This is a genomic window from Daejeonella sp., from assembly GCF_037719425.1.
Lineage (GTDB): Bacteria > Bacteroidota > Bacteroidia > Sphingobacteriales > Sphingobacteriaceae > Daejeonella.
The window spans coordinates 1,996-17,145 of sequence record NZ_JBBJNI010000090.1 but is presented as its reverse complement, the minus strand read 5'-3'; the positions used below and the strand labels follow the sequence as shown (position 1 = coordinate 17,145).

The window sequence follows — 15,150 nt, the reverse complement described above, 5'->3', positions numbered from 1 at the left end:
CACTCTGTAGCCATTGTTTTTAACAATATGAGCTATCAGGCGGGTTGTGGTTGTTTTGCCGTTAGTTCCCGTTATCGAAATGATCGGTATCCTTGCGGATTTGCCCGGAGGATAAAGCATATCGATCACTGGCGCTGCAACGTTTCTGGGCAATCCTTCGCTTGGAGCAAGGTGCATCCGGAAACCAGGTGCAGCATTAACTTCAAGCACAACACCCCCATTATCAGTTAACAATTCAGTTAAGTTTTGTGCCATGATATCAATTCCGCATATATCCAGGCCTATAACCCGTGCAATACGTTCGCACATAAACACATTCTGAGGGTGTACAAGATCTGTCACGTCTATGGAAGTTCCGCCTGTACTCAAGTTTGCAGTAGACTTTAAATAGACGATCTCTTTGGCTGGCGGAATGCTCTCAAGTGTATATCCTTTTTTCTCAAGAAGATCCTTGGTATCACGGTCAATGCTAATTTCTGTTAACACATTTTCATGGCCGTATCCTCTTCGCGGATCGCTATTTTCAGTATCGATAAGATGCTGAATCGTATTTTTCCCATCGCCGACTATATGAGCTGGTACGCGCTGAGCGGCGGCTACCATCCGATTGTCGATCACCAATATCCGGAAGTCATGGCCGGTTATAAAGCGCTCAACAATAACCCTGTGAGAATATTTTTGAGCGTAAGCAAATGCTTCTACCGCTTCTTCACGGGTTTTTACATTTATACTGGCACCTTTTCCATGGTTTCCGTTAAGCGGTTTAAAAACTAAGGGGAAGCCTATTTTTTCCAAAGCTTCATCAAGATCTTGAAGCGATGAGATCGTAGATCCCTTTGCAACAGGAATTGCCTGTTCTGTTAAAATACGCTTGGTCTCGTCTTTATTTCCAGCCAAGTCAACAGCTATGCTGCTTGTCTTGTCAGTCATAGTCGCGCGGAACCTCACCTGGTTTTTTCCGTATCCCAGCTGCACGAGCGAACTGCTGTTTAAACGGATAAAAGGGATATTACGGGCAACAGCTTCATCAACGATTGATGCGGTGCTCGGGCCGAAGCGTTCTCTCTCCCGTATTTTCTTCATGGTCATGATATCATATTCGATATCATATTCAGACCCATCAATTATCGCCTGAGCAATTTTTACGGAGGCTTCAGCTGCATACACGCCAACTTTTTCTTCGATATAGTTAAATACTACGTTGTAAATGCCGGGGGTTTTAGTTTCGCGGGTACGCCCGAATCCGGTTTCCATACCCGCCAACGATTGTAATTCAAGTGCAATATGCTCAATCACGTGCCCCATCCAGGTACCTTCATCAATACGTTCAAGAAATCCTCCCTCGTGTCCTGGAGAACAGCGATGGGTATATAGGCTTGGGATTAATTTTTCGATTCTTTCCCTGAAGCCTTCTATTTTATGAGTAGGCCGCTGTTCCGTCTCTTCGAGATCTAAGCGCATTTGTATTAGTTTCTTACGGCGCGTTGACCAGATGTTTGGACCTTTTAAAACCTGTATACCTAATATTTTCATCTTTCGAATTTATTTTTAACGATAATGAACTTGCCTGCCGTTGAGTCGCGCAAGCTCATGTAGTTACAATATGCTTATCTATCGTGGAAATTTGTAATTAATAGAGGGCAAATTTAACGAGTGCCCCACGAATATTGATGGTTTTTATACTATGATTAGTCTAAGTTTTCACATTATTTTATTGTTGGAATGGTTGTTGGACTTGAATAAGTATGAAAACCAGTGTTAAGATATAAAGTTTCATGAACTTACCGAATTCTGGTAAAATTTTTAGCTTCTTCAGCACATGCAGTTTCAAAAAAGAAAAACAGAAAACAGAATGTGGAAAAGTTTAATAAGTAATGTTTAAACTTATAATACCCTCAATATATATTTAGGTTTTCGTATGATATTTATGTAATTACTATGGTTCCAAAGGGCAAACTCGTTATTATTGGTGGTGCAGTAGATCTGGGAAGTTCGCTCAACTATAACGAAAACATCAGCCACCCCCATTATATAAAGTTTTTTGAACAGGGGATACTCAGGCGCGTGATTGTCGAATCTGACAAAGCGGAAAATTCCGTTGTTGAGGTAATAACAACAGCATCTCAAATACCGGATATAGTAGGGACCGAATATATCAAGTCGTTCAACCAGCTTCAGGTTAATAATGTAAATGTTCTCGATATCAGATCGCGCACAGACGCCGCGAACCAGGAGTATCTCGAAAGAATAAGTAAAGCTGATGTTGTAATGTTTACCGGGGGTGATCAGCTTAGACTTAGCTCTATTTTCGGAGGGACCGAGTTCTTACGAATTCTAAAAAAGCGTTATCAGGAAGACAACTTTCTAATAGCGGGTACCTCTGCGGGAGCAGCAGCTGCTTCTACAAATATGATTTACAGAGGCAGCAGCAGTGAGGCTCTGGTAAAAGGAGAAGTTCAAATAACAGCGGGTCTTGGCTTCGTCGACTCAGTCATCGTAGATACCCATTTTGTTCAAAGAGGCCGGATAGGCAGGCTTTTTTATGCTGTCGCGAGCAATCCTGGAATGTTGGGGATAGGTTTAGGTGAAGACGCTGGTTTATTGATCACCGAAGGAAATTGCCTTGAGGCTATCGGATCAGGCTTAACGATACTTGTTGATGGCCGGCATATCAGCGAAACAAGTATTTACGACGTAGAAATAGGATCTCCCGTTTCAATTGACGGGCTTAGGGTGCATGTGATGTCAATCTTCGATAAATATGACCTTGAAAAACATGAACTGGAGATCAAGAAAGCCCTTAAAGTTGAAGACGGCGTGTTCTTAAAAGTTAAAGATTACGATAACTAATGGATTATAAGCTGATCATACATGGTGGTTTTTTTAGCGAGTCTCATGCAAATCAACAGGTAAAACACGCTAAACAGGAAACTCTTGCTGAGATAGTCCAAAAATCTCACGAGTACCTGAAAACGCACACAGCTCTGGAAACCTCCGTATATGCCGTCTCCCTGCTGGAAGATTGCGAGCTTTTTAATGCCGGTCTTGGTTCTCAGATTCAGAGTGACGGAAAGATCAGGTTGAGCGCAAGTCTAATGGATGGCAAGACTGAAAAATTCTCAGGTGTAATAAATATTGAGGATGTTAAAAATGCGATCCAGGTTTCCGAGAAATTGATGTCCGAAGAAGATCGTGTGTTAAGTGGTAGCGGGGCGCTTGAATATGCCAGGCAAAATGGGTTTGAATACTTTAACCCCGAAACACCACAGCGACGAAACGAATATGAGGAGAAATTGAATGCATCCATCGGCCTGGGTACAGTTGGATGTGTCGCTCTAGACAAAGTTGGCAATATTGCTGCCGCTACCTCTACAGGAGGCAAAGGCTTTGAGATCCCGGGAAGAGTTAGTGATTCAGCAACAGTTGCTGGAAATTTTGCTAACGCGTTTGCAGGGATTTCGTGTACAGGGGTGGGTGAGGATATCGTTAGTGCCGGCCTTTCTGTTAAGATCGTTACACGCGTAACTGATGGTATGAGCCTTGAGGAAGCCTCTAAAAAGTCATTTGAGGAACTTAAGTCCTATGATGGGTTTGCCGGTATAATCGGGATAAGCTCAACAGGGGAGATGTATCACTGCGATTCGCATCCTTATATGGTTTGGGCCTCTTATGACAAAGAATTGTCAGTTTTTGCCTGATTTATCCATTCTTAATAATTTTAAAATTCTTCGTACGTTTGATATCCAGTATAATGCTGAAAGCGAGAGAATTAATATTCGCCGACTAACCAATTTAAACTCTTAAATGAAACTAAAACTACGGGCCATTTTGGCTATAGGATTCTTGGGTGTTATCGATTCCAGCATGGCTTCGATGAACGACACACGCATCGCAGCAATCGATCATTGGAGCATTACTCCCGAAATTTCTGTTTATGATTCTCTTAAGATTCAGGTTAAAAAGGCAGCGGTTCCGGTTAATCCTCAAGCTCTGAAGGATTATATCAATGCTTTGCAGTTTAAAGAATTGCTGAAATCCTCGGATAGTCCGCTTCCGGCATTTCCTACTTCGGCAGGAATCTTTAACGGATCGCTTTCAAAAGATTCATTAAGCGCAGATGATCAGCTCTTAATGCTTTATAGAAACTTGGGAGACCGTAAAGCGGAAGCCGGAATATTAAGTTCTTTAGGTACAAACGCAGCGGTGGATGGGAATATGAATAAAGCATTGATGTTTTTTCATGATGCGTTGAAAATCAACAGCGAAATTTATAATAAGCAGGCGGTCGTTAAAAATTATTTCAGTCTGGCAAGAATATACAAGTACAAAAAAGACTTCAATGAAGCAGTAAAATATAATGAGCTGATAGTCGCAGAATCTCTGGCGAGCAGGAACAATCGAGATTTGGGAGAGGCTTACCTCAACCTGGCTAGTATATGGACAGCTCAAAGGAAATATAAAGATGCTGAAGCGATTATTATGAATAAAGCCTTGCCGCTCTTCGCCTATAAACTACATGATAAGATTGGTTCAATGAGGTCTTATGATCAGCTTGCAGAAATATTCCAGTTGCAAAAACGATTTTCAGAAGCAAAATGGTTTTATATTCAATCGAATATGGTTGCGAGGAAAATGAACAATTCTTCGGGGATCGTAAATTCATTGGTTAGCCTTGGGCATGTCAAAATGTCAATAGGCGATCACAAACTAGCCTTGTCAGATTTCCGTGAAGCAGAGGCGCTTTCGATCTCAAACAAATACCGGTTTAAGTTGGTTGAAATAAAAAATGATCTATCAAAGGTTTACGCTGCGCTGGGAAATAAAACTGCTGCAAGCTCTGCTTTATCAGAGTTCACAGTGCTAAAAAATGCTATTTTAAATGGCGCCGCTTTAAAATAGACTGTGGGAATTATTAATACCTGCTTCCCTGTTTTTACCTGGATTTTGTACAGTACATAAACATGTTACACGGTCAGGATATCAAATCGACGTTTATCGTGCTTATATTTTAAATTTGGTACCAAATTAGATACCTTTTATTCTGCAATGGATTTTAAATCATTCAAAGAGATGTTAAAAAAAATATCACTGGCGTTTCTACTTGTAGCTGCTCTAGCATGTCAGGCCGACCCGCGTATAACTACCGTAGTTTCAGCAAACGACCTAAAACCTGATATACAGCAATCGGTCGAAGCCAAATCAGTTGTTGAGCTTATAGAGAACTTTCATTATAAGAAAGTAGAGATCAATGATGAGATTTCGTCATTGGTTTTTGACGATTATTTGAAATCACTTGACCCTGGAAGAAATTATTTCTTGCAAAGCGACATAATTGAATTCGAGAAATATCGTAATACCATCGATGATGATGTGCGTGTTGGCGACCTGAGCGTACCATTCTACATATTTAATGTTTATCAGAAGAGATTTAACGATAGGGTTGGCTTCGCATTAAAGCAGACCGATAATAAGTTTGACTTTGCTTCGAACGATACATATACTTACGACCGTGAGAAAATGCCATGGTTGAAGACACAGGCAGAATCGGATGACCTTTGGTCAAAAAAGATTAAATATGAAATTTTAAATCTTAAAATAACAGGAACTGATCCCGCAAAGATCAACGAGACACTGAAAAAGAGATACACTAATCTTTCAGGCCAATCTTCAAAATCCAATAACCAGGATGTGTTTCAGATCTTCATGAATTCGTTAACTGGTTCTGTAGAAACGCATACAAGCTACTTTGTTCCAACAAGGGCCCAGGAATTTAATGAAGATCTGGCACGTACTTTTGAAGGTATCGGTGCTCGTCTTCAATTGGAAAACGAGGTCGTTAAAATAGCGGAAGTTATTCCTGGCGGACCTGCTTTTAAAGCGAAGACTCTTGATGTTGGAGACCGTATAATCGCTGTAGCGCAAGGTAACGATGGTGAATTCGTAGACGTTATCGGCTGGAGATTAGATGTAACTGTAACGAAGATCAAGGGCCCAAAGGGGACTATTGTACGCTTGAAGATTATTCCCGCGGGACAGGAAATGTCATCGACACCCAAAATTGTTAAGCTGTTACGGGACAAAGTTGTACTAGAGGATCAATCAGCGAAGAGAGTAATTAAAACTGTTACTTCCGGAGGTAAAACTCATAAAATAGGCATTATTCAGCTTCCTGCTTTTTATGCCGATTTCAGAGCAATGCAGGCCGGTGATAAAAATTATAAGAGTACCACCCGCGATGTGCGGATCCTGCTTGATAGCCTCAAGAAAGAGAACGTAGATGCTGTAATTCTTGACCTTCGCAGTAATGGGGGCGGTTCACTTCCTGAAGCTATCAGCCTTACCGGACTATTTATTCCAAAAGGTCCTGTTGTTCAGGTTCGCGACAGAAGAAATAAAGTTGAGGTTGATGAGGATGAAGATTCATCTGTAGCATGGTCTGGTCCGCTTGGCGTTATGGTAGATCGGTTTAGTGCATCTGCGTCGGAAATCTTTGCTGGAGCAATACAGGATTATGGACGTGGAATTATCATTGGAAACCAAACTTACGGTAAGGGTACGGTTCAGCAAGGTATCAATATGGAAAGAGTGATTGGACCTGCGGATAAACTTATGTTAAAAGCAGCTCAAACGGCCAATAACAATAATGGGGGTGGCGGCGTTTCTGTTAAAACAGTTCCTGGTGCTAATAAAGGCACTGTTCCCGAATTCGGACAGATCAATCTTACTATGGCTAAATTCTATCGCGTGAACGGCAGCAGCACGCAACATAAAGGTGTAATGCCCGATATAGAATTTCCTACTGTATTTCCTAAAGATAAGTACGGCGAAAGCTCCGAATTACGAGCACTTCCGTGGGATACTATCGCACCAAGTAATTATGTTGCTGTAACTAACCTTAATCCTGCTAAGCAAAAACTTATAGGCCTGCATAATCAGCGTATGAAAACGTCGCTGGAGTTTAAAAATCTTAAGGAGGATATCGCAGAGTATGCTAAACGCGACGCTGAAACTACTATAACATTAAATGAGGCTCAGCTTAAGAAAGAACGTGATGAGCAGGAATCTAAAACCCTCACGCGTGAGAATCAAAGACGTGCGGCTAAGGGTTTGGCACCACTTAAGAAAGGGGAGCCGACGCCAAAAGATGATATTGACTTCATTCGCGATGAAAGCCTGCAGATTATGGCAGATTACATCAGCCTAAAATAATATAGACCCCCGATTTAATCGGGGGTTTTTTATTAAAAACTATTCTTTCTTCTTCAGGTTTTAAGCAGCATGACCCAGGGGCAGCAAATAATTTCCGAATGGTTTGCCATAAAGCAATGGCAGCAATTTCCATTTCAAAAGGATATGGAACGCGCTTTTCTCAAAGGCTATTCCGGCCTCCTCAATGCCCCAACTGGCAGCGGAAAAACTTTTGCAATGTTCCTCCCCTTTATTGCTGACTATATCAATAAGCACCCAAAGGATTATCAAACACGGAAAAATAACGGACTTCAGCTTCTTTGGATAACACCTTTAAGGGCTTTGACCAATGACATCCGTAAGGCCATGCAGTCGGTAGTGGACGATCTGGACCTGCCTTGGAATGTTGGCAGCCGTACCGGCGATACATCCGCCAAGGAGAAGCAGGAGCTAAGAAAAAGGCAGCCTGAAATATTATTGACAACTCCCGAAAGCCTTCATTTAATGATCGCTCAAAAGGAGTATCCTAAACTATTTGAGAACTTACAGGCTATTGTAATAGATGAATGGCATGAGCTTCTGGGAAGCAAGCGGGGTGTACAGATCGAACTTGCCTTATCGAGGCTTAAAAACCTTAAATACCCTGAACCTTCCAAGCTGAAGATCTGGGGTATCTCGGCCACTATTGGAAATCTGGAACAAGCGGCTGAAGTTCTTTTAGGTAACGATTTCGATCCTGCGAAGGTTAAGCTGGTCAGAGCAAAACAAGACAAGAAGATCATCATTGAATCCGTAATACCGGAAAATATTGAAGAATTCTCATGGGCAGGACATCTCGGAATAAAGCTCTTACCGCAGGTGATGCAGATCGTTGCAAATAGTAAAACAACACTCATCTTCACAAATACCAGATCGCAATCAGAGATCTGGTATATGGCGATTCTGGACAAATATCCGGAATATGCAGGAGTAATGGCCATGCATCATGGGTCGTTGGATAATGAGCTTCGGAAATGGGTTGAAAATGCATTGCACAATGAAATGCTTCGGCTGGTTGTGTGTACTTCAAGCCTTGACCTTGGTGTAGATTTTCGTCCGGTGGATTCTGTGGTGCAAATAGGAAGCCCCAAGGGAGTCGCCCGATTTATGCAGCGGGCAGGACGGAGCGGGCATCATCCGGGCGCAACATCAAAAGCCTGGTTTGTTCCAACACATTCGCTGGAACTTCTTGAAGGGGCTGCATTAAAGCAGGCTATCACAGATGAAATCTTTGAAAGCCGGGATCCCATTCTGCTGGCTATGGATGTGCTCATGCAGTATCTGGTTACTCTTGCAGTTTCTGACGGATTTAGGCCGGAGGAGGTATTCCGTGAGATTAAGACCAGTTATTCTTATGCGGATATAGAGCGCAAAGATTTCAGCCAGATGCTTGATTTTATTACCAAAGGCGGCAAAACCTTGTCGCAGTATGATGAGTTCCTGAAGGTTGAGATAGAAAACGGGCTATTCAAGGTGAACAGCAGAAAGGTGGCTATGCATCATCGTTTGAGTATGGGAACCATTGTGGGGGATGTAAGTATTCGCGTCAAATTCTTAACAGGAGGCTATCTCGGTTCTATTGAAGAATATTTCATTTCAAGATTGAAGATCGGCGATACCTTTTGGTTTGCAGGCAGAAGTTTAGAACTGGTCAGGATCAAAGACATGACGGCTTTTGTGAGAAAGTCAGCGAAGAAAAAGGGAATAATTCCTAGCTGGATGGGCGGGAGAATGCCTTTATCATCACAACTATCGGCGAAACTGCGGGAAAAGCTGGATGAGGTTGGTACACTTATAGATGCCGGCTCAAATGGGAAGATGAAAATTTCACGAGGGCTGGACATCGAAGTAAAGGCCTTGCAACCCTTATTCGAGCTTCAGGCTAAGTTGTCGAGAGTACCTTTAAGCTCGGAGTTTTTGATTGAGAAGTTTAATTCAAAGGATGGGCATCATTTGTTCTTTTACCCGTTTGAAGGCAGGCTGGTCCATGAAGGAATGGCATCGCTTTTTGCTTACCGAATTTCTAAGATCAGAAAGGCGAACTTTTCCATCGCGATGAATGATTATGGATTTGAACTCCTCACAGACGATGAAATCTTACTTGAAGAAGCCTTAAAAAACGGTCTGTTCTCAATAGAAAATCTTCTTGAGGATATTCAAAAGAGTCTGAACTCGAATGAAATGGCGCGCAGGCGCTTCCGGGACATTGCTCACATTGCAGGGCTGGTTTTCACAGGTTTTCCGGGTAAATCTATGAAAAGCAAGCATCTCCAGGCATCTACATCTCTGTTATTTGAAGTTTTCAGCGAATATGAAAGCGACAACGTTCTGGTCAGGCAAGCATATCATGAAGCAATGCAATTTCAGTTGGAAGAGTTTCGACTACGGGCAGCTTTGCAGCGAATTCAGAGATTAAAAGTGGTTATCACAGAAAGTAAACGTCCCACTCCTTTTGCTTTTCCTATCCTGGTGGATAGCTTAGGACGCGAAAAGCTAATTACCGAAACACTTGAAGAGCGCGTTGCGAAGATGACCCTGATGTACGAGAAAGATTAAGATTTCTTTTTCTTATCGCTGATCGTGTCCATCACATTGATGCTCATCATTTGCTCCATTGTACGCTTCATGCCATCGGATGATCCATCAAGGAAAATTACATTTCCATTTCCGTTTTCAGCGAAATGCTTTATAGCTTCAGTCCACATGGTAAACAGGATAACAGACGTATCCAGATCTGCTGTCTTCATTTCATTGGCAGCATGAGTCATGCCCTTAGCAACCTCTTCCCTGAATAAGGCGATACCCTGACCGCGTAATTGCGCAGCTTCACGTTCTGCATTAGCTGCAATCTTGATAGCGTTACCATCAGCCTCTGCAGCTTTTGTTTTTGTGATTAATAAAGCCTGCCCTTCGTTTTCTGCAGCAGCTTTTAGATTGTTAGATGCAACCACACGGCTCATTGATGTGAGAATTACCTCATCAAACGTGATATCATTTATCTGAAGATCCTGCAAATGGTAACCCCAGCTTTCTAAGACAGTATCAATTTGATCTTTAACGTGATCAACGATATCCTTACGCAGACTCAACACCTCCGACTGTTTTTTGCTTGCAACAAAAGAACGGATAGTACCCTCGATAGTACGAATGAGCGCCTGCATGAAATTCTGCTCGTTTATAAACTTAAACGCTACGTTCTTAATGGTCTCTTCATCAGGATTATTAACCGAATAAAGAACCATAGACTTAAAATATACATTAGCCTGGTCGATGGTAACAGCCTGGAATTCAAGTTCTACGGAGCGATTCTGAATAGATACCCGTGAATGGATCACCTCAATCAGAGGGATCTTCATATTTAGTCCAGGTGTCAACAGTCTGCGGTACTTGCCAAAAATAGTGACAACTGCTATAGTACCCTGTCTTACCGTTACGAATGAGCTAAACAGAATTACCAGGGCTATGAATGTGAGGATATAATTGGTATACATGGTGATAAAATTTATTGAATATACGGAAGATTTGATAAAGTAGCCAGCTTTGCTATAATATTCATCATAGGACTTGCGATAGGGGATGTTGTTACAGGATGCACCCTCTCTGGAGGAGTACTATAGATTAAACGCACACTAAACCCGGACTAAACGCGGAGGAAACCGCACAAAAAGCGCACAGCTCCGCGTTTAACCCGGGCTTCTATCGCATTTACTTTAGGTTTCATCCGTTATAGTTCTGGTACAAATACAAAGACATTCCAATAGCATAGTGCTCAGGGCTTAGCGCCGTTAAGAAAATGAAATATAGATGAGTTTACAGCGCTGCTAACAGGACTAGGTTGCCTTATTAATCTTTTTGCTTGCTGTCTTCTTCTCTTCCTGATCAGCTTCAGGCTCTTCCTGTTTGGCTTCGATCTCGGGTGAATATTGCAGTTTGATGTACATTGGAAAATGGTCAGACCCACAGTTTGGCATTCTCTTGATGTCGATTAAAGTGAAATCGTTAGAGCAAAACACATGATCTAATGGGAATCTCAAAAAGAGATATTTAGCGTGAAATGTGTTAAAAAACCCGCGCCCTTTTCGGGGATCCAGCAGCCCGCTGATCTTTGAAAATAAATCCGTGGTATAGCTCCATGCTACGTCATTCAGGTCACCGGCAACAATTACAGGAAGCTTACTTTTTTTAGCTTCTTTGCCAACAAGCAGGATCTCCTTGTCACGTTCTGTAGATCTCGGATTTTCATTAGGTACAGGCGGTGTCGGATGCAAACCATGAAAGCTTATCATATCGCCTGATGGAAGTTCGATCTTAGCATGAACGGAAGGAATATCTTTTTCAACCAGATATTTCACCTTCCCAGCATGCAGCTTAAACTTTGAAAAAAGCATCATGCCGTAGGTATTCTCCAGGGGCACTAGTAATTGATGAGGGTATTTTTTGTAGAGTGGTTCAATCTCCGAAGCCCACCATTTATCAGTTTCAACCAGCATAACCACATCGGGGTCTTTAGAATTTATAGTCTTGAGGTAATCGTGCGCTTTCCTATTGTACTGGTATACGTTTCCAATAAACAACCCGATCTGCCGGTCAACTCGTCGTTTTTTTACAGTCAACAATTGTTTTTTCGCAAGGATGGTGAAAGGAAAAACCTGATAAAAGAGGTAACCTGCATTAAGGACAAGAAGCACCAGTATAACCTGATCAGAGGCAGTGCTGATTCCAAAGAATCCAATAAGCATTATGAGAAGGAAGATATTAATAAACAATTTCTGAAGCCTCGGATACTCACACACCCGGAACGCCCAGTGGTCATGCCTGATTAGAGGGATCAGCGAAATAATAATAACCAGGTAGCCGATGCCTGTAAACAGGCTCTTAGAAATTTCCAACATAAATTGTCTTAACAAACATAACAATAACAGAGAGGAGTAAAATGTTTTCTCATGGCAGGCAAATTGCTATAAATGTCTAAACTAATAACCATGAATGTAAAAAGAACTTTCGGAACTATTCTAACCATTTTAGGTATTATAGGACTCATCTATGCTGCTGTAGGGTTTGTACAAAACTCTGAGGGAGTCAAATCATTAATCGTATTCGCTGTGCTGGGAGTTATATTCTTCTTCACAGGAATAGGGCTGGTAAAAAACACCACGGACGTAGCTAAATAAAAAAAGCACCGTACTTATTTTAGTACGGTGCTTTTATCTCTTATACTCATCCGATGACTTAAAGTCAGCGGACGAGTAATATGCTAATCTCTCAGGGACGCCAGAAGCCGCCCGCCTTTATAATAATATTTTCTCCAATAACTTTCATCCAGATCACTGATCATAACACCTTTACTACTTGATGCGTGTGCAAATTTGTTATTCCCCATGTAAACCCCAACATGAGTGATTGAACGGCTTCCTATTTTGAAAAATACAAGATCACCCTCCTTTAACTGATCTTTATTGATCGGGTTAACCATGCTAAAAATGTTTCTCGAATTGCTACCGATTAAAGTACTGAACACTTTATTATATAATTCGAATGCGAATCCTGAACAATCAATTCCCTTCTTGGAAACTCCGCCTAAACGGTAAGGTGTTCCGATCCAATCGTATACAAACTGGTATAATTTTAGATTCGATGTTGCAGAAAGTGCAACTCCCATAATCTGGGAGAAATATTCCGTGGCAAGATTATCAGGATCTTCTATCTTTTGCCCCGGTTTCTGATCTCTATTATTGGTTTGTGCCTGAACCGACACAAAAGAAATGATAAGTAGCAATGCTACAATTACTTTTTTCCCCATTTTAATTCCCCTTCGTTATAGTGTTAAACAACAAGACTACTAACGCCCTTTATACTGGTATTATTCTCAGAATGTTACAATAGTAGGACAATTAGTTTTAAAAAGCAATCAAAAAATCTGAATTTAACACTTTTTTGGCGCTTAAAATCTAATAAATTCGGCGCAACAAACCCATAAAGTTATTCTTTTTTTAGCAAGATATGGTTAGATTTGTCGTCCTTGTCAGGGATAAACAAAACAGACATCATCAGGAATGAGTGCAATAGAAATAACAAAAGACACCTATCTTCAGTGGTACGAATCAATGCTATTGATGCGGAAATTCGAAGAAAAAGCCGGGCAACTTTACGGACAGCAAAAAATCAGAGGCTTCTGTCATTTATATATTGGCCAGGAAGCTGTTTTGGCTGGAGCAATGTCAGTGCTTCGTCCCGATGATTCTATGATCACTGCCTATCGTGATCACGCTCATGCGTTGGCTAAGGGTATGAGTGCCAATGAAGTGATGGCAGAATTATATGGTAAAGCAACCGGATGCTCAAAAGGTAAAGGCGGATCAATGCACATGTTTAGCAAGGAAAAGAAATTTTTCGGAGGGCATGGGATTGTCGGTGGTCAGATTCCTCTTGGAGCTGGAATTGCCTTTGCGGAAAAGTATAATGGTACCGATGCAGTATGTGCTACTTACATGGGTGATGGCGCTGTTCGTCAGGGAGCACTTAACGAGACCTTTAACATGGCGATGTTATGGAAGCTTCCGGTAGTATTTGTTTGTGAGAATAATGGTTATGCGATGGGAACTTCTGTTGCCCGTACGACCAATATGATTGATATTTATAAAATAGGTCTAGGTTTTGACATGCCATGTGCTCCTGTAGATGGCATGGATCCGGTTGCAGTTCATAATGCAATGGATGAAGCTGTTCAGCGTGCCCGCCGCGGTGATGGACCGACATTCCTTGAGATCAGGACTTATCGCTACAAAGGACACTCCATGTCCGATCCGGCGAAATACAGAACTAAAGAGGAACTTGAAGGTTATAAAGCAAAAGACCCGATTGAGGTTGTAAAACTTGCTATTGAAGAGAAGAAATATGCGGATGAAGCATGGTTTGAAGAGATAAGTGAAAAAATTAAAGCTATTGTTGACGAGTCAGTGAAGTTTTCTGAGGAGTCTCCCTGGCCTGACCCGTCTGAACTTTATAAGGATGTGTACGTGCAATCGGATTATCCATATATCCGCGACTAATTATTTACTGATATTCAAATACTAATCTGGAATAAAGATGGCTGAAGTAGTTAAAATGCCCAAAATGAGCGATACGATGACTGAGGGAGTTATCGCGAAATGGCATAAAAAAGTTGGTGATAAAGTGAAATCCGGAGATCTGATGGCTGAGGTCGAAACCGATAAGGCTACCATGGACTTCGAATCTTACCAGGAAGGTACGTTATTATATATAGGAGCAGAGGAAGGCTCAGCCGCACCTGTTGATTCCGTTATTGCTGTTATCGGTGCGGAGGGGGAAGATTACAAAGCTGCTCTTGAAGGAGCATCTTCAGAAGCTCCGGCTGCTAAAGCAGAAGAGCCCGCAAAACAAGCTGAGAAACCGGAAGAAGCTGAGAAACCAGCAAAGGCACCTGCCGCTAAAGAAGAATCAACTGCAAAAGTAGAAGGGGCTCCGGCTGATGACTCTGATCCGGATACCGCTGCCGCTGCCGCGGGTGCGACGGTGATCCGCATGCCTCTTTTGAGCGATACAATGACTGAAGGCGTTATCGCTGAATGGCATAAAAAAGTTGGCGATAAAGTAAAAAGTGATGATGCTCTCGCAGATGTAGAAACTGACAAGGCTACAATGGAAGTTATAGGCTATGCTGAAGGCACCTTGCTCTATATTGGTGTAGAAAAAGGCCAGGCCGCCAAAGTAAATGGCATAATTGCTATAGTCGGGAAAGAAGGAACCGACGTGACACCTTTCCTGAAAGGTGGCACTGGTCCGGAAGCGGCTGCGAAGCCAGCTGGCTCCTCCGCTGAAGCTACGGCGCCCGAAGGAAATGCTGCTCTTCCTGCGAAGGACGAAGAAAAACAGGAAGTTCAAAGCGATTCATCTTCACGCGTT

Annotated in this window: 12 protein-coding genes; 8 read left to right on the top strand and 4 right to left on the bottom strand. The window is 42.1% G+C overall.

Going from position 1 to position 15,150, the window contains the following annotated elements; genetic code table 11:
• Window positions 1–1,533, bottom strand: a 1,533-nt coding sequence (gene cphA / locus WKF69_RS12425) for a cyanophycin synthetase (RefSeq protein ID WP_340382291.1), incomplete at its 3' end; no start/stop codon positions are given.
• A gap of 405 nt (window positions 1,534–1,938) precedes the next feature.
• Here cphA and WKF69_RS12420 point away from each other — a divergent pair.
• The 5 genes from WKF69_RS12420 to WKF69_RS12400 all read left to right on the top strand — a co-directional run bounded on the left by WKF69_RS12420 (window position 1,939) and on the right by WKF69_RS12400 (window position 9,783).
• Window positions 1,939–2,850, top strand: coding sequence for a cyanophycinase (locus WKF69_RS12420; protein ID WP_340382289.1), 912 nt, complete (start codon window positions 1,939–1,941; stop codon window positions 2,848–2,850).
• Window positions 2,850–3,698, top strand: coding sequence for an isoaspartyl peptidase/L-asparaginase (locus tag WKF69_RS12415; protein ID WP_340382287.1), 849 nt, complete (start codon window positions 2,850–2,852; stop codon window positions 3,696–3,698). The genes WKF69_RS12420 and WKF69_RS12415 overlap by 1 nt, the downstream gene beginning before the upstream one ends.
• Window positions 3,699–3,804: 106 nt before the next feature.
• On the top strand, window positions 3,805–4,899 hold the full coding sequence (locus WKF69_RS12410) for a tetratricopeptide repeat protein (protein WP_340382285.1): 1,095 nt from the start codon (window positions 3,805–3,807) through the stop codon (window positions 4,897–4,899).
• A gap of 171 nt (window positions 4,900–5,070) precedes the next feature.
• The gene (locus tag WKF69_RS12405; RefSeq protein ID WP_340382283.1) at window positions 5,071–7,209 is read left to right on the top strand and encodes a carboxy terminal-processing peptidase; all 2,139 of its coding nucleotides are present in this window, start codon (window positions 5,071–5,073) and stop codon (window positions 7,207–7,209) included.
• 69 nt (window positions 7,210–7,278) lie between these two features.
• Window positions 7,279–9,783, top strand: a complete 2,505-nt coding sequence (locus tag WKF69_RS12400) for a ligase-associated DNA damage response DEXH box helicase (RefSeq protein ID WP_340382281.1) — start codon at window positions 7,279–7,281, stop codon at window positions 9,781–9,783.
• Here WKF69_RS12400 and WKF69_RS12395 read toward each other — a convergent pair.
• A complete protein-coding gene (locus WKF69_RS12395; RefSeq protein WP_340382279.1) occupies window positions 9,780–10,718 on the bottom strand; it encodes an SPFH domain-containing protein in 939 nt (312 codons plus the stop codon). The two genes, WKF69_RS12400 and WKF69_RS12395, sit on opposite strands and share 4 nt — an antisense overlap.
• Before the next feature lie 339 nt (window positions 10,719–11,057).
• A complete protein-coding gene (locus WKF69_RS12390; RefSeq protein ID WP_340382277.1) occupies window positions 11,058–12,119 on the bottom strand; it encodes an endonuclease/exonuclease/phosphatase family protein in 1,062 nt (353 codons plus the stop codon).
• Between the two features lie 72 nt (window positions 12,120–12,191).
• Here WKF69_RS12390 and WKF69_RS12385 point away from each other — a divergent pair, with 72 nt between their 5' ends.
• Window positions 12,192–12,398 (top strand): hypothetical protein, encoded by a 207-nt coding sequence (locus WKF69_RS12385; protein WP_340382275.1) that lies wholly within the window; start codon window positions 12,192–12,194, stop codon window positions 12,396–12,398.
• A gap of 83 nt (window positions 12,399–12,481) precedes the next feature.
• On the opposite strand, the gene WKF69_RS12380 is transcribed toward WKF69_RS12385, so the two are convergent.
• Window positions 12,482–13,027 carry an NlpC/P60 family protein gene (locus WKF69_RS12380; protein WP_340382273.1) on the bottom strand — a complete coding sequence of 182 codons (546 nt, stop codon included), beginning with the start codon at window positions 13,025–13,027 and terminating at the stop codon, window positions 12,482–12,484.
• Window positions 13,028–13,280: 253 nt separating this feature from the next.
• Here WKF69_RS12380 and pdhA point away from each other — a divergent pair, with 253 nt between their 5' ends.
• Both pdhA and WKF69_RS12370 read left to right on the top strand, forming a co-directional pair.
• Window positions 13,281–14,276, top strand: coding sequence for a pyruvate dehydrogenase (acetyl-transferring) E1 component subunit alpha (gene pdhA / locus WKF69_RS12375; RefSeq protein ID WP_340382271.1), 996 nt, complete (start codon window positions 13,281–13,283; stop codon window positions 14,274–14,276).
• A gap of 37 nt (window positions 14,277–14,313) precedes the next feature.
• On the top strand, window positions 14,314–15,150 hold an 837-nt coding region (locus WKF69_RS12370; protein WP_340382269.1), incomplete at its 3' end, for a biotin/lipoyl-containing protein.

Bases quoted from the DNA above. Each gene is read 5' to 3' on its own strand.
- WKF69_RS12420 (WP_340382289.1), top strand. From the start codon at position 1,939: ATGGTTCCAAAGGGCAAACTCGTTATTATTGGTGGTGCAGTAGATCTG.
- WKF69_RS12415 (WP_340382287.1), top strand. From the start codon at position 2,850: ATGGATTATAAGCTGATCATACATGGTGGTTTTTTTAGCGAGTCTCAT.
- WKF69_RS12410 (WP_340382285.1), top strand. From the start codon at position 3,805: ATGAAACTAAAACTACGGGCCATTTTGGCTATAGGATTCTTGGGTGTT.
- WKF69_RS12405 (WP_340382283.1), top strand. From the start codon at position 5,071: ATGTTAAAAAAAATATCACTGGCGTTTCTACTTGTAGCTGCTCTAGCA.
- WKF69_RS12400 (WP_340382281.1), top strand. From the start codon at position 7,279: ATGACCCAGGGGCAGCAAATAATTTCCGAATGGTTTGCCATAAAGCAA.
- WKF69_RS12395 (WP_340382279.1), bottom strand. From the start codon at position 10,718: ATGTATACCAATTATATCCTCACATTCATAGCCCTGGTAATTCTGTTT.
- WKF69_RS12390 (WP_340382277.1), bottom strand. From the start codon at position 12,119: ATGTTGGAAATTTCTAAGAGCCTGTTTACAGGCATCGGCTACCTGGTT.
- WKF69_RS12385 (WP_340382275.1), top strand. From the start codon at position 12,192: ATGTCTAAACTAATAACCATGAATGTAAAAAGAACTTTCGGAACTATT.
- WKF69_RS12380 (WP_340382273.1), bottom strand. From the start codon at position 13,027: ATGGGGAAAAAAGTAATTGTAGCATTGCTACTTATCATTTCTTTTGTG.
- pdhA (WP_340382271.1), top strand. From the start codon at position 13,281: ATGAGTGCAATAGAAATAACAAAAGACACCTATCTTCAGTGGTACGAA.